Annotated in this window: 19 protein-coding genes; 8 read left to right on the top strand and 11 right to left on the bottom strand. The window is 69.3% G+C overall.

Going from position 1 to position 15,650, the window contains the following annotated elements; translation table 11 throughout:
• Nucleotide 1 precedes the first annotated feature (1 nt).
• The 3 genes from OG558_RS41910 to OG558_RS41900 all read right to left on the bottom strand — a co-directional run bounded on the left by OG558_RS41910 (nucleotide 2) and on the right by OG558_RS41900 (nucleotide 2,562).
• Nucleotides 2–1,195 (bottom strand): MFS transporter, encoded by a 1,194-nt coding sequence (locus tag OG558_RS41910; protein ID WP_405067992.1) that lies wholly within the window; start codon nucleotides 1,193–1,195, stop codon nucleotides 2–4.
• Entirely contained in the window at nucleotides 1,192–1,725 is a 534-nt protein-coding gene (locus OG558_RS41905; protein ID WP_405067991.1) for a GNAT family N-acetyltransferase, read from the bottom strand. The genes OG558_RS41910 and OG558_RS41905 overlap by 4 nt, the downstream gene beginning before the upstream one ends.
• Nucleotides 1,726–1,815: 90 nt before the next feature.
• Entirely contained in the window at nucleotides 1,816–2,562 is a 747-nt protein-coding gene (locus tag OG558_RS41900) for a MerR family transcriptional regulator (RefSeq protein WP_405067990.1), read from the bottom strand.
• A 48-nt stretch (nucleotides 2,563–2,610) separates the two neighbouring features.
• Between OG558_RS41900 and OG558_RS41895 the strand changes: the two genes are divergently transcribed.
• The gene (locus OG558_RS41895; protein ID WP_329479698.1) at nucleotides 2,611–2,859 is read left to right on the top strand and encodes a hypothetical protein; all 249 of its coding nucleotides are present in this window, start codon (nucleotides 2,611–2,613) and stop codon (nucleotides 2,857–2,859) included.
• On the opposite strand, the gene OG558_RS41890 is transcribed toward OG558_RS41895, so the two are convergent.
• Nucleotides 2,856–4,016 (bottom strand): MFS transporter, encoded by a 1,161-nt coding sequence (locus tag OG558_RS41890; protein ID WP_405067989.1) that lies wholly within the window; start codon nucleotides 4,014–4,016, stop codon nucleotides 2,856–2,858. The genes OG558_RS41895 and OG558_RS41890 overlap by 4 nt on opposite strands.
• Before the next feature lie 52 nt (nucleotides 4,017–4,068).
• Here OG558_RS41890 and OG558_RS41885 point away from each other — a divergent pair, with 52 nt between their 5' ends.
• A complete protein-coding gene (locus tag OG558_RS41885; RefSeq protein WP_405067988.1) occupies nucleotides 4,069–4,830 on the top strand; it encodes a DeoR/GlpR family DNA-binding transcription regulator in 762 nt (253 codons plus the stop codon).
• A gap of 115 nt (nucleotides 4,831–4,945) precedes the next feature.
• Nucleotides 4,946–6,115: an MFS transporter gene (locus OG558_RS41880; RefSeq protein WP_405067987.1), complete on the top strand. Its 1,170-nt coding sequence runs from the start codon at nucleotides 4,946–4,948 to the stop codon at nucleotides 6,113–6,115.
• On the opposite strand, the gene OG558_RS41875 is transcribed toward OG558_RS41880, so the two are convergent.
• Complete coding sequence (locus tag OG558_RS41875; RefSeq protein ID WP_405067986.1) at nucleotides 6,099–7,211, bottom strand: trans-sulfuration enzyme family protein; 1,113 nt, start codon at nucleotides 7,209–7,211, stop codon at nucleotides 6,099–6,101. The genes OG558_RS41880 and OG558_RS41875 overlap by 17 nt on opposite strands.
• Nucleotides 7,201–7,863, bottom strand: coding sequence for a TetR/AcrR family transcriptional regulator (locus tag OG558_RS41870; protein ID WP_405067985.1), 663 nt, complete (start codon nucleotides 7,861–7,863; stop codon nucleotides 7,201–7,203). The genes OG558_RS41875 and OG558_RS41870 overlap by 11 nt, the downstream gene beginning before the upstream one ends.
• An 89-nt stretch (nucleotides 7,864–7,952) precedes the next feature.
• Here OG558_RS41870 and OG558_RS41865 point away from each other — a divergent pair, with 89 nt between their 5' ends.
• On the top strand, nucleotides 7,953–8,198 hold the full coding sequence (locus tag OG558_RS41865) for a hypothetical protein (protein ID WP_405067984.1): 246 nt from the start codon (nucleotides 7,953–7,955) through the stop codon (nucleotides 8,196–8,198).
• Nucleotides 8,199–8,277: 79 nt separating this feature from the next.
• The gene (locus OG558_RS41860) at nucleotides 8,278–9,411 is read left to right on the top strand and encodes a D-alanine--D-alanine ligase family protein (protein WP_405067983.1); all 1,134 of its coding nucleotides are present in this window, start codon (nucleotides 8,278–8,280) and stop codon (nucleotides 9,409–9,411) included.
• Nucleotides 9,412–9,422: 11 nt separating this feature from the next.
• On the opposite strand, the gene OG558_RS41855 is transcribed toward OG558_RS41860, so the two are convergent.
• The 4 genes from OG558_RS41855 to OG558_RS41840 form a co-directional block, all read right to left on the bottom strand.
• Nucleotides 9,423–10,622: an RNA polymerase sigma factor gene (locus OG558_RS41855; RefSeq protein WP_405067982.1), complete on the bottom strand. Its 1,200-nt coding sequence runs from the start codon at nucleotides 10,620–10,622 to the stop codon at nucleotides 9,423–9,425.
• 58 nt (nucleotides 10,623–10,680) lie between these two features.
• Nucleotides 10,681–11,097 carry a YciI family protein gene (locus OG558_RS41850; RefSeq protein WP_405067981.1) on the bottom strand — a complete coding sequence of 139 codons (417 nt, stop codon included), beginning with the start codon at nucleotides 11,095–11,097 and terminating at the stop codon, nucleotides 10,681–10,683.
• A gap of 119 nt (nucleotides 11,098–11,216) precedes the next feature.
• Nucleotides 11,217–11,672: a DUF3515 domain-containing protein gene (locus tag OG558_RS41845; RefSeq protein WP_329479678.1), complete on the bottom strand. Its 456-nt coding sequence runs from the start codon at nucleotides 11,670–11,672 to the stop codon at nucleotides 11,217–11,219.
• A 30-nt stretch (nucleotides 11,673–11,702) separates the two neighbouring features.
• Nucleotides 11,703–11,936, bottom strand: a complete 234-nt coding sequence (locus OG558_RS41840) for an Lrp/AsnC family transcriptional regulator (protein WP_041290445.1) — start codon at nucleotides 11,934–11,936, stop codon at nucleotides 11,703–11,705.
• Between the two features lie 140 nt (nucleotides 11,937–12,076).
• Here OG558_RS41840 and OG558_RS41835 point away from each other — a divergent pair, with 140 nt between their 5' ends.
• The 3 genes from OG558_RS41835 to OG558_RS41825 are packed head-to-tail and all read left to right on the top strand — an operon-like array spanning nucleotide 12,077 to nucleotide 14,494.
• The gene (locus OG558_RS41835) at nucleotides 12,077–13,039 is read left to right on the top strand and encodes a thiamine-phosphate kinase (protein WP_328519390.1); all 963 of its coding nucleotides are present in this window, start codon (nucleotides 12,077–12,079) and stop codon (nucleotides 13,037–13,039) included.
• A 1-nt stretch (nucleotide 13,040) separates the two neighbouring features.
• Nucleotides 13,041–13,844: a bifunctional hydroxymethylpyrimidine kinase/phosphomethylpyrimidine kinase gene (thiD, locus tag OG558_RS41830; protein WP_405067980.1), complete on the top strand. Its 804-nt coding sequence runs from the start codon at nucleotides 13,041–13,043 to the stop codon at nucleotides 13,842–13,844.
• A complete protein-coding gene (locus OG558_RS41825; RefSeq protein WP_405067979.1) occupies nucleotides 13,841–14,494 on the top strand; it encodes a DinB family protein in 654 nt (217 codons plus the stop codon). The genes thiD and OG558_RS41825 overlap by 4 nt, the downstream gene beginning before the upstream one ends.
• Here the strand turns inward: OG558_RS41825 and OG558_RS41820 are convergent.
• Nucleotides 14,491–15,648 carry an ROK family protein gene (locus tag OG558_RS41820; protein WP_405067978.1) on the bottom strand — a complete coding sequence of 386 codons (1,158 nt, stop codon included), beginning with the start codon at nucleotides 15,646–15,648 and terminating at the stop codon, nucleotides 14,491–14,493. The two genes, OG558_RS41825 and OG558_RS41820, sit on opposite strands and share 4 nt — an antisense overlap.
• Nucleotides 15,649–15,650 lie beyond the last annotated feature (2 nt).

Genomic DNA, 15,650 nt, shown 5'->3' with positions numbered 1-15,650 from the left:
CCTACGGTCGTGGCACCCGCGCCGCGCGGGTGTCACGACCGGCGGCGACGCCGATGACGAGTTGCACGACGGACAGCCCGGCGAACACGATCAGAGTGGTGTCCCAGCCGCCGGTCTGCTCGGCCAGATAGCCGGCGAGCACCGGCCCGGTGGCGGCAAGCAGATAACCGACGGCCTGCGCCATCCCCGACAACTGCGTGGTCTCGTGATGACTTCGGCCGCGGATGCTGATCAGCGTGAGCGCGGCGACCAGGGCCGCGCCCTGGCCGAGGCCGGCGACGATTGCCCAGACCACAGACAGGCCCGGCGCCAGCAGCAGGCCGAGCAGGGCGATCAGGATGGGAAGGCTGGCGGTGATCGTGCCGGCCTGCTGATTGTCCGGTTGTCTCATCAGCCGGGGTATGGAGAGGCCGCCGATGAGGCCGAAGCCCTGGAAGAGGAACAGGTGCACCCCGGTGGCTCGCTCCGAAACACCGGTCGAGATCTCGATGCTGGGCAGCCAGGTGACGAGCAGATAGAAGCTTGTCGACTGCAGACCCATGAAACCCGTGACAAGCCAGGCCATCGGCTGCCGCCATACGCTCACCAGTGGCGCCTCGTCGTCCGCGACCGGCGGCGGGAGCGGCTCCGGCGACAGCGTCCGCGGCAGCCAGACCAAGGCGCTCAGTACGGCGAGTCCGCCCCAGACCGCGAGAGCGAGCTGCCAGTCGACCGCGTCGGCGATCGGCACCGCGGTGATCGACGCCAGCGCGGCCCCGCCGGTGATGAACGCCGTATAGACCCCCGTAGCACGGGACACATGTCCGGCGTAGTCGCGTTTGAGGACGACCGGGACCAGCACATTGCCGACCGCGATCGAGGCGCCGATCAGGACTGTGCCGATCCACAGCCCGGCCGGACCCGTGTACGACCGTACGAGGCTGCTCACGGCGAGGATCAGGAGCGAGATGAAGATCGCTCGCTCCATGCCATGGCGCCGGGAGACCCGGTGAACGATGGGTGATGCAGCGGCGAACGCCAGCAGCGGCAGCGTGCCGAGCAGACCGAGCACTCCTTCGCCGAGTTGCTCGTCGACGCCGATCCGAGGCAGCACCGGACCAACGGCGGTGAGCGCCGGGCGCAGCGACAGAGCGACGAGGAAGACGGTCGCGGTGATGACCGGCGACCGCGCTCGAGCCGCGGCTGATGGTGTCACGCACGCTCCGCGAGAACGGACAGGTCCGGCCAGCTGTATCGGAAGCACGACGGCGTCCCGTTGAGGTTGGCCGGATCGCCTCCCGGCGGCGGCACGTGGCTACGGTCGCCACGGGTCCCACCGCAGGCTTCGTAGAACTGCTGGGCGGCCTTGTTCTGCTCCAGGACCCACAGGTAGAGACCTGACGACGGAGTCGCCTCCAGGACGGCCTGCGCGGTCAAGGCGAGCAGACGGCTCCCGATGCCTTGTCGCTTGAGTGGGGACCGCACGTGGAGGTTGTCGACCAGGGCACCCCAGGTCGGGTCCGAGTCGAGGAGTGTGTGAGCGAGCCCGACCAGCTCCCCGTCGTACTCCGCGACGATGGTGCGCGCCTGCGGCGACGCTGTCGTCAGTCGCTCGGTCCATCTCCCCGCCAGGAATCCGGCGGGTTCCCGGTCGAGGAAGGCGTCCGCGTAGGCGCCGCGGTAGTGCCGCTGCCAACTGTCGGCATGGAGCCCGGCCACGGCGAGTGCATCCTCCGGCCCGGCCATCCGAAACCGCAGACCTGAATCCGTCCCTGTCGAATTGAGCACCTTGAATTCGTATCACTGGTGAGGCGTCAGTGCCGGGGCTGTCCACTTTCAGTCCAGGCCGGCCACCCCCAGTTCGCCAAGCCGGTGGCGGATCAGGGAGTCCAGTTGCTCCCAGGCCGGCGACGACGCGTTGACCGTGGTCTGGAGGAGTTGGGGGATGGCCGAGTCGGCGGACACGCCCGGGAGGTCGGTGCCGTAGCGGTCGATGCTCGCGGCAACGATACGGTCGGCCAACTCGGTCAGGAACGGATCGGCCGGATCCAGATCGTGCGCCCGGTCGTAGGCAAGGTAGAGACCCAGGAGATCGGCGTCGGTGAGGGCCTGTGCCTGGTCGTGGAAGAGGGCGTCGGCGACCTCCGGGTGGGTGGCGTAGACCACGATCCAGAGGTCGCGTTCCATCGCGATCCAGCGGTCGGTGAAGCCCAGGTCGGTCAGCCCGACGAGGTGGTGGTCGATCTCGGCCGGCAGCAGGCGGACCTCGCCGGCGGCGAGCTTCCGGAGCCGGCGCTGAGTGTCGCGGAGCCGGCGGATGCGGTCGGTGAGCTCGGCATCGATCTGCTGCAGCGCGGCACCGAAGTCGTCCGGCTCCGACCCGAGCTCGCCGATCCGCGCCAGTGGAACGCCCGCCTCGGCCAGCGTCCGGATCCGCACCAGGTCGACCACGGCTTGTGCCGGGTAGCGGCGATACCCGGACGAGTCCCGTTCCGGCTCGGCCAGCAGGCCCTTCGCGTGGTAGACGCGGACGGTCTTCGTCGACACCCCGACGTACCGGGCCAGCTGTCCGATGGTGAGCACGCATCCATTCTTGACCTTGCCCTAAGGGCAATGTCGCATGATCGACTCATGACTGACTGGGATACTCTCCGCGCGCTCGCCGACGAGGGCAACGAGAAGGCGATGGACCGCCTCGCCGACCTGGCCGACGAGCGCGGCGACGTGGACGCTCTGAACGAGCTCCTCGACGAAGGCAACGAGCGCGCCGGCGAACACCTGACCCGCCGCGCGGCCGCCGCGAAGGACCTGCTCGAGCTCCAGCGGATCAGCGACGCCGGTTACGACGAGGCGGGGGAGGTCCTCGACCGGTTGCTCTAGGTGCGCACTCGCGGCCTGGTACGCAGTACTGGGGCGAACACGGCCAGCGCGGAGGCAAGGGCGGTGACGACCATGAAGGAGACGGTCAGGTTGCTGGCCTGGGCGATGCCGCCGATGATCGACGGCGCGACCAGCCCGGAGGCGTAGGTGATGGTGGCGACCCCGGCAATCGCCTGGCTGGCGTTCGTGCCGCTCCGGGCGGCGGCCGCGAAGGCGAGCGGTACGACGACCGCGATCCCGATCCCGATCAGCGCGAACCCGGCCATCGCCACGATCGCGCTCGGAGCGACGACGACCAGTACGCCGCCGGCCGTGGCGATCACGCCACTCCACCGAACTGTCCGTACGGCGCCGAACCGGTCGACCAGCGCGTCACCGCTGAGCCGCGCGATCGTCATCGTCAACGCGAACCCGGTCGTCGCACCGGCCGCGACCGCGGCCGAGCTGTCGAGGATGTCGCGCAGATAGACCGCCGACCAGTCCAGACTCGCCCCCTCGGCGAACACCGCACAGAATCCGACCGCCCCGATCAGCAACGCCGACTTCGGCGGCAACGTGAACCGCGCCGGCGGCTCCTCGTCCTCCTCGGGATGCACGTCCAGCACGAACTGACACACCACGGCCCCGACCACAGTGAGTACGACGGCCATCACCGCATGGTGGAGCTGGGCACTCAGCCCGGCATGCGCCGCCACCGTCCCGATCGCGGCACCGAGCAGCGCTCCCGCACTCCACATGCCGTGCAGGCCGGACATGATCGACTTGTTCAGCCGGTGCTCGATCTCGACCCCGAGCGCGTTCATCGCGACATCGGCCATCCCGGAGGTCCCGCCGTACACGAAGAGTGCGGCGCAGAGCGTCGGCAGGTTCGGGGCGAGCGAGGGGAGGAACAGCGCGAGCGTCCACAGGGCGAGCAGGCCGCGGAGGGCGGTCCTGGTGCCGAAGCGGTGGGTCACCCGGGCGGCGAGCGGCATCATCAGCGCCGCGCCGAGAGCCGGGAAGGCGAGCGCCAGCCCGAGCTGGCCCGGGGATGCGCCCGCATGCTCCTGGATCCACGGCACCCGGGTCGCGAACGAACCGGTCACCGAGCCGTGCACGCAGAACACCGCCGCCACGGCGTACCGCGACCGCCGGACCAGTCTGGTGTCATCAGTCACAAGCAAACACACAATCTGTTTGAACGATCAGGCGGATGGTAGGTTTCTGCGCGTGAGAAGCGCGGAACGGCATCAAGTGATCGTAGAACGACTACGGGCTGTTGACCGAGTTTCGGTCCAGGAACTGGTCGAGGCCACCGAGGCGTCGGACATGACGGTCCGCCGCGACCTCGACTTCCTCGCCGTGCAGGGCGTGCTCAAGCGCGTCCACGGGGGAGCCGTGTCAGCGATGCCCTCCGGTGTCGAACCGCCGTACTCGCTCCGGGCTCAGGCGTCCGTCGCGGCGAAGCAGGCGATCGCCAAGGCCGCTGTCGCGCACATTCACGACGGCGAGACGATCGTCCTGGACAGCGGTACGACGGCGCTCGAAGTCGCCCGCCTGCTCCACGATCGCGCGCTGACGGTCATGCCGCTCTCGTTGCATGTCGCCCACGAGTTGGCCGACGCGCCGAGGATCCGGTTGCTGATGCCCGGCGGCGAGGCGCGCAAGGGAGAGTTGGCCCTGGTCGGCCCGCTGACCGTCGCGTCCCTGCGGGCGCTGCGCTTCGACCTGGCTGTGCTCAGCCCGTGCGCGTTCAGCCTGGATGCCGGCCTGACCGCGTTCGACCTCGGCGACGCGGAGGTCAAGCAGGAGGCGCTGAAGGTCGCCACTCGCTCGATCGTGCTCGCGGACGCCGCCAAGTGGGATCGCGCCGCCCTCGCCTACGTCTGCCCGGCTGACCGCCCCGACGTGATCATCACCGACCCCGAAGCCCCGGAGGACCAGCGGACGCTGCTTGCCCAGCGCGGGGTCCTCGTAGAGGTGGCCTCTTGACTGTATTGATGCCACGCCTCCGGCACGGCGGGTCACGGGGCCTTGACTCCCGGCCTTCCCTCGTCGCTCCAGTCGCTTCGCTCCCTGCGCTCCTCAGTCCAGGCCGGGAGGCCCCGTGACCAGCACCGAGCTGCGTTCGCAGACCGCTCCGCCACGAGCCGCTCGCGTCGCCACCTGGCTGTACTTCGGGCTGAACGGCTTCGCGGTCGGCATGTGGGTCGTCCACATCCCCAGCATCGAGCACGCGACCGGCATCTCGCACAGCACACTCGGACTCTTGCTGCTGGTGCTCGGCGGCGCCGCCTTCACCGGCATGCAGGTCGCCGGTCCGCTGGTCGATCGCCTCGGTCAACGCCGTCTCGTTCCAGCCGCCGGCGTACTGCTCGGCATCGCGCTCGCGGGTCCCGGCCTGGCGCACAACTGGTGGACGCTCGGCCTCGCCCTCATCCTCATCGGCTTCGGCAACGGCTCGATCGATGTCGGCATGAACGCTCAGGCCGTCGTGGTCGAGCGTGGTTACCCGCGCCCGATCATGGCTGCCTTTCACGCGATGTGGTCGATCGGTGGCGCCATCGCCGCACTGATCGGAGCCGCCACGCTGCGGGTCGGCGTACCGACCGAGGTGACACTGGGCCTGTCCGGCGTGGTGTGCATCGTCATCGCCCTGGCTGCCCGGCCCTTCTTGCTCGAGGCAACTATCGGGGAAGAGCACGAGCCAGAGCAGGAGCGTGCCAAGCCACCCGCGAAGCTGGTCTGGGCGCTCGGCGGGCTCGCGTTCGGCCTGATGCTGTCCGAGGGCGTCGCCAACGACTGGGCCGCGCTGCACTTCCGCGACATCCTCGGTACGTCGGTCAGCACGGCCGCCTACGCGTACGGCGCTTTCGCGGTGGCGATGACCGTGGGCCGGTTCCTCACCGACCGGGTCGCCGCGGTCGTCGGACCGGCCGCGATCGTCCGGTGGGGCGCCGCGATGGCCGCAGTCGGCCTCACCATCGTGATCGTGGTCCCGTGGGTCCCGGTCGCGCTGTTCGGTTGGGCGCTCTTCGGTCTCGGTCTGGCCGGCGGCGTACCGCAACTCTTCACCGCCGCCGGCAACCTCGACCCGCGTGCGGCCGGTGCGCTGATGGCACGCGTCGTCGGACTCGGGTACGTCGGTCTGCTCGCCGGGCCGGCGTTGATCGGCGGACTCGCGCACTGGATGCCGCTGAACATCGCGTTCATCCTGCCGGTCGTGCTGTGTGTCCTGACGTTCCTCGGTGGGCCGGTGCTCAAGTCCCGTTCCTGAGGGCCTGCTCGAGGTCGGCCCACAGGTCGGCGGGGTGCTCGATCCCGACGGCCAGACGGATCAGGTCCTCGGGGATCGTCGGGACCTCGATCGGCCAGCGGCGACGGCGTTCCAGCATCGACTCGACGCCGCCGAGGCTGGTCGCGTGCACCCAGAGCTGCGTGCTCTCGCAGACCCGCTGCGCGGCTTCGGCGTCACCACCGAGCTCGATCGACAGGATCGCGCCGAAGCCCGACATCTGCGCCTCGGCACGCTTGCGGCCCGGATCTCCCGGCAGACCCGGGTAGCGCACCCGGCTGACCCGCGGGTGTTCGAGCAAACGCTGGGCCAGGAATGCCGCGTTCGACTGTGCCCGCTCCATTCGTAGCGCGAGTGTCCGCAGACCACGCAGGGCGAGCCAGGCTTCCATCGGGCCCGGGATCGCTCCGAGGCTGCGGCGGCGGAGTTCGATCGAGGTCCACAGATCGTCGTCGGCCGTGACGACCGCGCCGAGGATGACGTCGGAATGACCGGCGATGAACTTGGTGGCCGAGTGCATCACGATGTCCGCACCCAGTTGGAGCGGCTGCTGCAGCAGGGGCGTCGCGAAGGTGTTGTCCACGACAACGATTGCCCCGGCCGCGTGACCGGCGGCGGCGGTCGCCGGGATGTCCGCGACCTCCATCGCTGGGTTCGTGGGTGACTCGATCCACAGCATGAACGCGCCGTCGACCGCCTGGACGACCGCCTCTGTGTCCGCGACGTTCACTCGATCCACCTGCAGGCGGCCGGCCTCAGCTTGCTGGTCGAGCAGTGCGAGTACGCCGGAGTACGCGTGCTGCGGCGCGACCACCCGGCCGCCGACCGGCACGAGATCGACGATCGCAGCGACGGCCGCCATGCCGGATGCGAACGTCAGCCCACGGCCGCCTTCGAGCTCCCCGAGCGTCTCCTCCAGCGCGGACCACGAGTCGTTGCCGAACCGCCCGTACCCGCGGTCCCCACCCGCGACGTACGTCGAGCTGAACACGGGCGACTGACCGACCGGCGCGTTCGGCACGCGTTCGGGCCGGCCGGCATGGACGACAACAGTGGACGGGTCGAGATCAGAAGCCATACGAAGGATTCTCCCGGGCCCCGATGACGCGCCGCCGAGAGGGGCCGGACGTCGGGGCCGCCGGGAGCGCGATGCCGCCTCCGCGCAGGAGGGTCATCGCGCGCCGAGCCAGCTCGTTCACCTCGGTGCCGTCGGGGTTTTCGACCCAGGTCCGGACGACTGTCTCGATGATGTTCATCGCGATCCCGGCGGCCAGGGCGGCAGTGAACTCGGCGTCCCGCGGGTCGCTCGCGGGCAGCCGGCGTACCAGCTCATCCGCGAGATCGTTGCGGAAGCGCCAGATCAGCTCGTTCAGATGCGCGCTCACCGAGGCCGTCTGCGCGGCCAGGTCGAACACGGCGCGAACCCGATCCGGGTTCCGCTCGAGCTGCGCCAGCACCCGCTCGATCACCGCCTGCAGGCCGTCCGGCAGATCCAGCCCGGGCTGCTCGCGGAACCACATCACCGCGTCGACCAGGCAGTCCTCGACGAACTCCAGGACGAGGGTTTCCTTGGTCGGGAAGTACCGGTACAGCGTGCTCGGACCGACCTCCGCGGCCGCGGCGATCTGCTCCACCGTGGTCCGGCCGAAGCCGTGGTCGGTGAACAGCTCGAACGCCTTGTCCGCGATCAACCGGCGGGTCCGTTCCCGCTTCACCTCGCGCAGTCCCATCTCCACCTCCGCGGGCAGAGTATCGGTTCGCCGACTCCGGTAGATACCGTCATATGGTAGTCACTACTGAATTCGACCGAGGGGCATCGATGACCGAGAACTTCCCCGTCAGCCGCCCGTCCGGATGCCCGTTCGACCCCGCCCGCGAGTACGCCGCCGACCGCCGTACCGCGGGCCCCTCGAAGGTCTCCACACCGGCCGGCGTCCAGGAGGTCTTCGCCCGCCTCTACATCCGCATCCCCACCCTCCGCCTCGCCGTACCCTTCGAGAAGATCCAGTACAAGAACAACACCCTCGTGTACGGCGTCACGTCACTCCCGGTCACCTGGACATGACCGCTACGGACCGCGATCTGAACAGCTCTTAACCGAACCCCGATCGGTTCCTGATCTCCGGGCCGCTACAGTCGAGCCGGTGAGTGAGTACTCGAGGGAAGAACAACGCAAGCCCCGTGTCGCCGTCGTCTTCGGTGGCCGGTCGAGCGAACACGCCATCTCCTGCGTGACCGCGGCCAACGTGCTGCAGGCGATCGACCGGGACAAGTACGACGTGGTCCCGGTCGGCATCAGCACGAGCGGCCACTGGGTCCTGGAAAGCGGCGACCCCGAGCGGCTGTCGATCACCGACGGCAAGCTCCCCGAGGTCGACGTGGCTGCGCTGCCGGTGCTCTTCGGCGCGAACCGCGAGCTCGTGGTGAGCGAAGCCGGCCAGGTCCCGAGCACGCTCGGTGAGGTCGACGTGGTCTTCCCGCTGCTGCACGGCCCCTGGGGCGAGGACGGCACCATCCAGGGCCTGCTCGAGATGTCCGACATCCGGTACGTCGGCTCCGGCGTACTGGCCAGCGCCGTCGGCATGGACAAGCACTACATGAAGGTCGTCTTCCAGGCCGCCGGCCTCGAGGTGACGCCGTACGTCGTCATCCGGGACCGCGACTGGACCCAGGACCCGGCCGCGTGCCGGGCGGCTGTCGATGCGCTCGGTTACCCGGTGTTCGTGAAGCCGGCCCGGGGCGGCTCGAGCCTGGGCATCAGCAAGGTGAACAGCCTGGACGAGCTCGACGCCGCGATCGCCGAGGCGCGCTCGCACGACCCGAAGGTGCTCGTCGAGGCGTTCGCCAAGGACCCGCGCGAGATCGAGGTCGGCGTACTCGGCGGGCTGAACGGCGGCAAGCCGGAGGTCAGCGTCTGCGGCGAGGCCGCGGTCTCGGGCGGCGGGCACGACTTCTACGACTTCGAGACGAAGTACCTCCCCGAGGGCGAGGAGTTCCTCGCGCTCTCGGTCCCGGCCGACCTCCCCGAGGAGATCGCCGCCGACATCCGCGCGAAGGCCCTCACCGCCTTCGACGCCATCGAGGCCGAGGGCCTGGCCCGTGTCGACTTCTTCCTGGACGCCGACGGCCGCGTCATCATCAACGAGATCAACACCATGCCCGGCTTCACGCCCACCAGCATGTTCCCCCGCCTCTGGGCAGCCTCCGGCATCGACTACCCAGCCCTCGTCGAACGCCTCCTGACCCTGGCCACAACCCGCCCGACCGGCCTCCGCTGAATCCGCCGCGGTCATAGCCGGCTCGCTCGGGTGTGGAGGTAGCGCTGCTGGGGGAGGCTGGTCGTCCTGCTGGCGGCTTCCTCGTAGGCCGCCCGGGCACCCGCCGTATCACCGGACATCTCGAGCAGATGGGCCCGGACGGCCGACAATCGGTGATCCTTGGCGATCCGGTCGTCGTCCTCGATCGAGGCGAGGAGCTCGAGCCCTTCGTCCGGCCCACGTGCCATCGCGACCGCCACGACGTGATTGAGCGCGACCATCGGGTTGTCGGTCACCTGGAGCAACACCTCGTACAGCGCGAGGATCTGGGCCCAGTCGGTCTCCTCGGCTGACGGCGACTCGTCGTGCACCGCCGCGATCGCGGCCTGCAACTGATAAGGCCCGACCGGCCCTCGGGGAAGTGCCGCGGTGATCAACTCGACGCCCTCCTCGATGAGCTCCCGGATCCAAAGCGACCGGTCCTGCTCGGCCATCGGGACCAGCTCCCCGAGCGGACCCGACCGCGCCGGCCGACGGGCATCGGTCAGCAACATCAGCGCCAGCAATCCCGTCACCTCGCTGTCGTCGGGCAGCAGCCGGTGCAGCATCCGCGCCAACCGGATGCCCTCGGCCGACAACTCGACCCGTTGCAGGCTCGGCCCCGTCGTGCTCGCATAGCCCTCGTTGAAAATCAGGTAGACGACCTGCAAGACGGCACCGAGCCGCTCCTCCCGGTCAGCCGGCAGCGTGAACCGCGCCCCGCTCTCCTTCACGCGAGCCTTCGCCCGGGTGATCCGCCGCGTCATCGTTGCCTCCGGCACCAGGAAGGCCCGGGCGATCTCCGTGGTGGTCAGACCCCCGACCGCCCGCAACGTCAACGCGATCTGCGACGCGGGGGACAGGGACGGATGGCAGCACATGAACAGCAGCACCAGCGTGTCGTCGGTGTCCGCGACCGGCTCGCCCGGCAGGGTCCACTGAGCCACCCGGTCCTCACGCCGCTGACGGGCCTGCTCCCGGCGGAGCAGATCCGTCAGCCGGCGCGAAGCCACCGTGATCAGCCACCCGCGTGGACTGTCCGGCACGCCTTCGTCCGGCCACTGCTGCGCCGCCGCGAGCAACGCCTCCTGCACCGCGTCCTCAGCGATGTCGAAATGCCCGTACCGCCGGACCAGCGCCCCGAGCACCTGCGGCGCCAGCTCCCGCAGCAGATCCTCGAGAGCGCCGGTCATGAGCACCAGCCCCATGACCCGCGGCGCCGCAGGCGCGGCATCAACATGGTCATGTCGATCACTCCAACAGGTCGTCCTGGCCGTCGACCAAAGGCCGGATGTCGGCATAGGCGGTCGCACGGACGAAGTCCGGCGCTGGCGTGTCGCGGAGTCTGGCCGCGATCTCGGTCGCGCGGTCGAACGACTCGCACTCGACGATCCAGTATCCGGCCAGCACCTCTTGGGTCTCGGCGTACGGCCCGTCGGTCACCACCGACACGCCATCCTTCGAGCCCAGCCGTCTGGTCAGCACCGGCGCCGCGAGCGCGCGGGTCTCGACCAGTTCACCGGACTCGGCCAGGTCGGCGTTGAACTTCGTCATGAACGCGCCCATCGCCGCGAAGTCCGCACCCGTCCAGGCCGGCTTCCCGGTGTCCTTCCCCGCCATCCCGTCGTAGTCCTGCTGCGACGCGTACGTCAGGATCATGTACTTCATCGGATTCTCCCGTCGTCCCGGGCGCCCACGGCGGGCGCCTCTCAGCCGAGACGTCGCCCCCGCCGGCCCGAACCGGACATCAACCGCAGAGGAACATCTCGACAGGGAGTATGCCGTCGTCAGATACAGGGCGTGACGAGTTTGTTGTACCTGTGGACAACGTCTGAGACGTCGGTCAGCGCGTTCGCCTCGGGCTTGTACTTCGACGGGACGGCGACCTCGAGGTAGAGGGCGCGCCCGATCGTGGTGAAGACGAAGCCGTTCGTGACCTCTTTGGCGAACCAGCCGACGCCGTTCACCTCGAAGCACTGCGACTGTGCATCGGCCATCCCGGCCGGCGGACTGACGCCACACGTGACCTCGATCGGCGGATCGCCGTACGCGGTGGTGAGCGGGCTGGCCGGCTCGGTCTTGCGTCGCTTGGCGTCCAGGACCTTCTCGGGTAAGGCCTTCACGAGCTGGGCGCAGGCGGCGGCGACCTCGGGCGCGGGGGACGGGACGGCGACGGGCGTAGGACCAGGGCTGCACCCGGCCAGGACGATCAGACCGAGTGCGGCGAGGAGGAGTTTGGGCATGCGAAAGATGGGCGGGACCCGTGAGTGAGCTCAGATGTGGACGACGGGGCAGGTCAGGGTCCGGGTGATGCCGGGCACGTTCTGGACCCGGGCAACCACCAGTTTGCCCAGTTCGTCGACGTTGCGGGCTTCCGCGCGGACGATCACGTCGTACGGACCGGTGACGTCCTCGGCCAGGGTGACGCCCTGGACCTCGGCGATCTGTGCAGCGACGTCGGCCGCCTTGCCGACCTCGGTCTGGATCAGGATGTAGGCCTGGACCACCACGTCGTTCTCCACTCAGTCGTCCTCAGCTGGCTCCGGCTGTGCTAATGCGGGGTACTGCGCGACCGCCGGGCGTACTCTTCGTTGCCCGGTCACGGTACCGCCTAGACTCCGGTTGGCGATATGGGAGGTCTGTTGACGTGACAGAGACGTTGGGGAGCACAGGTGAGTTCGGTCTGATCGAGGCCGTCACCAAGGGGCTGTCCACAGGTGAGGACGTCCTGGTCGGACCCGGTGACGACGCTGCCGTGATGGCGGTGCCCGACGGGCGGATGGTGATCACGACCGATCTGCTGGTGGAAGGGCGCCATTTCCGCCAGGACTGGTCTTCGGCGTACGACGTGGGCCGCAAGGCCGCCGCGCAGAACCTGGCCGACATCATGGCGATGGGAGCCAGACCGACCGCACTCGTGGTCGGCTTCGGTGCGCCCGCCGACCTGCCGACGGCCTGGGCGCTGGAGCTCAATCAGGGCCTTGTCGACGAGTGTGAACTGGTCGAGGTGAGCATCATCGGTGGCGACACGGTCCAGTCGGACAAGATCGTCGTTTCGGTGACGGCGTTCGGTTCGCTCGACGGACGGCCCCCGGTGCTGCGATCCGGTGCGCGGCCGGGCGATGAGGTCGCCTATATCGGCCGGCTGGGCTGGGCCGAGGCTGGCTGGGCGGTGCTGGCGCGCGGGTTCCGCTCGCCGCGGGCTGTGGTCGAAGCGCATCGCCGCCCCCAACCGCCGTACGCCGAAGGCCCGCGAGCCGCCCTGGCCGGAGCGTCCTCGCTGTGCGACGTGAGCGACGGACTGCTCGCTGACCTCGGGCACATCGCGGTTGCCAGCGACGTTGTCATCGATGTGCACACGCATGCGCTGACCGTGCCCGAGCCTCTCCAGGCCGTGGCTGCCGCGACCGGTGTGGACGCGCTGAAGTTCGTGCTGACCGGCGGCGAGGACCATGCGCTGGTCGGCACCTTCGAGCCGGCCGACGTACCCGAGGGCTGGACCGTCATCGGCTCGGTTGCTGAAGGCAACGAGGAGCGCCCGGGCGGCAACGTCACGGTGGACGGCGCGCCGTATGCTGCCGAGTCCGGTCACGCCCACTTCAGGAGTTGAGATGCTGCCCAGAGTGCTGACCATCGCCGGCTCGGACTCCGGTGGCGGAGCCGGGATCCAGGCAGACCTCAAGGCGATGCTGGCCAACGGTGTGCACGGCATGAGCGTGCTGACCGCGATCACCGCGCAGAACAGCCTCGGCGTCCAGGGCGCGTGGGAACTGCCGGAGGAACAGGTCCGGGCACAGTTTCGCAGCGTGGTGGACGACATCGGTGTCGATGCGGTGAAGACCGGCATGCTGGCGTCGGCATCGATGGTCAGCGTGGTCGCGTCACTGCTGCGGACGCTGCCACCGTCGGTGCCGGTGGTGGTCGACCCGGTGTCGGTATCGAAGCACGGCGACGCATTACTCGCCGCCGACGCGATGGACGCCGTACGCAGCGAGATCGTCCCCATGGCCACCGTCCTCACGCCCAACCTCACTGAGCTCGGACCGCTCGCCGGAGTCGACCTGGAGACGGTGGAGGACCGGGAGCGCGCGGCCGAGCTGCTATTGGACGCTGGTGCGTCGTGGGTACTGGTGAAGGGCGGTCATGACGTCGGTACGGCGTCGGTCGACGTGCTGCACGGTCCAGGGGTACGACGGTCTTACAGTGCAGTGCGGCTGGACAACAGACACACGCACGGCACTGGATGCACGCTGGCCAGCGCGATCGCGTCGTACCTGGCCCGTGGGTACGACGTACCGAGTGCAGTGGGCGCTGCGAAGGAGTACGTGACTGGGGCGATCGCGGCCGGGTTCGCACTCGGTGGTGGAATCGGTCCGGTCGATCACGCGTGGAGATTTCGAGGGAGTGGCAGTTGACGATCCAGCAGCCCCCGGTTGACGGGTACTGCGAGCAGTGCGGCTTCAACTACGACACGGGTGACCTGCAGGGCACGGTGACGCTGCTCATCCGGCAAGCGGCGGACTGCAGCATGGCGCTCACCAAGGCCGCGGCCGGTCCGGACCCGGACGTCGTACGGCTGCGTCCGGAGCCCGACGTGTGGTCGGCGATCGAGTACGCCTGCCACGTGCGCGACGTACTGGAGATCCAGCGGCAGCGGATCGCGCAGTGCCTGGCGGAGGACCGGCCGGTGTACGCGCCGATGGATCGGACTCGTCGGGTGAAGCAGTTCAAGTACGAGGATCAGGACCCGATGGAGGTGGCGGCCGCGCTGATGCGGTTCGCTCGGGAGTTCGGGGCCGCCGCGCGGGTGCTCACGCCGCCGCAGCTCGGGAGGTTGGGGCTCTACAACTACCCGGTACGCGCGCCCCGCACGTTGGGCTGGATCATCCGCCACACCGCGCACGAGATCCAGCACCACCGGCTCGACCTCATCACGATCCTGGCGAAGGTCGAACCGCCGATCGTGCCAAAGCCCAAGCCAGAGCCCTCGTCGGAGACCGAGTCGTCTTTGGAGTCCGAGTCGTCGGAGATCGAGTCGGAGTCTGGGGAGAAGGCGGCCGACTAGTGCTGCGCGGCCCAGGCGGCGATGGCGGGCTGGCTGGTGAGGAGATCGAGGGCCAGTGCCGCGGCACCGCGGAGCGGGCCGTCGGGCTGATACGTGGCGGCAAGGATCGGTGGGGGAGAGCCGCGGTGGAAGGTCATGAGTCCGTCTAGGTAGGCCTGCTCGAAGGTGGGCGCCGCAGCGGCCCGGAGTGGGATCGCCAAGCCACCGATCGTGACCACATCAGGGTCGTGGGCGTTGACGAGCCCGGCGATGCCGGTGGCGAGGGCGGCGACGACCTTGGTGACCGCACGGGTCGCAGCACGGTCGGTACGTCGCAGTACGGCCTCGGTGTAGCCGTACGGATCGTCCGGAGTCGGCTCCTTGAGGTGCCTGGCGAGCGCGCGACCGTCGATGTCCAGATCCCAGCAGCCACGGGCGCCGCAGGCACACAACCGGCTGCGGTCACCGAAGGGCATGTGGCCGTACTCGCCGCCGGCTCCGGACGCGCCCTGTACCGCTACGCCGTCGATCAGCAGCGTCCCGCCGAGACCTACCTCGACGATGAGGTGCAGCGCCGTACCGGCCCCGGCAGCGGCGCCAGTGCGGGCCTCGGCCACACCACTGAGGGTTGCGTCGTTGCCGGCGAGCAGTGGGAGCCCAGTACCGGCGGTGACGGTCTCCAGGTCCAGCTCGGCCCAGTTCAGCGTCGGCGCCTGCATCAAGTGGTTGTCACGGATAGTGCCCGGTGCAGCCAGGCTCACCAGGCGCAGACGAGCGCCGTACCGCTGCTGTGTCCGCTCCACCTCGCGCCGCAGGTTGCTGAGCACCACCTGCGCTCGCCTGCTGCGATGGCGCTTGTTTTGCTGGTCTAGAAGTGTCCCGTCGAGCGTGACGACCGCACTCCGCCAGCTGCTCTGCCTCAGGTCGAGCGCGAGCACTACCGGCCCTTGCGGATGCGCTCGCAGCAGTGTCGTCGGCCGCCCCCGACCCTGACTGGGTGCAGGAACCTCGGTGAGTAGGTGTACGTCGCGTAGCCGGGCAGTGACCTCGGTCGCCGAGCCGGTGCTCAGCCGCAGCTCTCGCGCCACCGCGGCCCGGGTGATTCCGGGCCGGCGGCTGAGCTGCGCCAGTACGTCCGAAGCCGTCTGCCACTGTCCCCGACGCACTGGAGTCATAG

Source organism: Kribbella sp. NBC_01510 (genome assembly GCF_045040325.1).
Taxonomy (GTDB): Bacteria; Actinomycetota; Actinomycetes; order Propionibacteriales; family Kribbellaceae; genus Kribbella.
Note: the sequence above shows the minus strand (reverse complement) of the source record. Positions and strands in the feature narration are given on the sequence as shown.

Excerpts from the sequence above, each read along its gene's own strand:
- OG558_RS41905 (WP_405067991.1), bottom strand. The coding sequence starts at position 1,725 with ATGGCCGGGCCGGAGGATGCACTCGCCGTGGCCGGGCTCCATGCCGAC.
- OG558_RS41895 (WP_329479698.1), top strand. The coding sequence starts at position 2,611 with ATGACTGACTGGGATACTCTCCGCGCGCTCGCCGACGAGGGCAACGAG.
- OG558_RS41875 (WP_405067986.1), bottom strand. The coding sequence starts at position 7,211 with ATGGCTTCTGATCTCGACCCGTCCACTGTTGTCGTCCATGCCGGCCGG.
- OG558_RS41870 (WP_405067985.1), bottom strand. The coding sequence starts at position 7,863 with ATGGGACTGCGCGAGGTGAAGCGGGAACGGACCCGCCGGTTGATCGCG.
- OG558_RS41865 (WP_405067984.1), top strand. The coding sequence starts at position 7,953 with ATGACCGAGAACTTCCCCGTCAGCCGCCCGTCCGGATGCCCGTTCGAC.
- OG558_RS41855 (WP_405067982.1), bottom strand. The coding sequence starts at position 10,622 with ATGACCGGCGCTCTCGAGGATCTGCTGCGGGAGCTGGCGCCGCAGGTG.
- OG558_RS41850 (WP_405067981.1), bottom strand. The coding sequence starts at position 11,097 with ATGAAGTACATGATCCTGACGTACGCGTCGCAGCAGGACTACGACGGG.
- OG558_RS41845 (WP_329479678.1), bottom strand. The coding sequence starts at position 11,672 with ATGCCCAAACTCCTCCTCGCCGCACTCGGTCTGATCGTCCTGGCCGGG.
- thiD (WP_405067980.1), top strand. The coding sequence starts at position 13,041 with ATGCTGCCCAGAGTGCTGACCATCGCCGGCTCGGACTCCGGTGGCGGA.
- OG558_RS41820 (WP_405067978.1), bottom strand. The coding sequence starts at position 15,648 with ATGACTCCAGTGCGTCGGGGACAGTGGCAGACGGCTTCGGACGTACTG.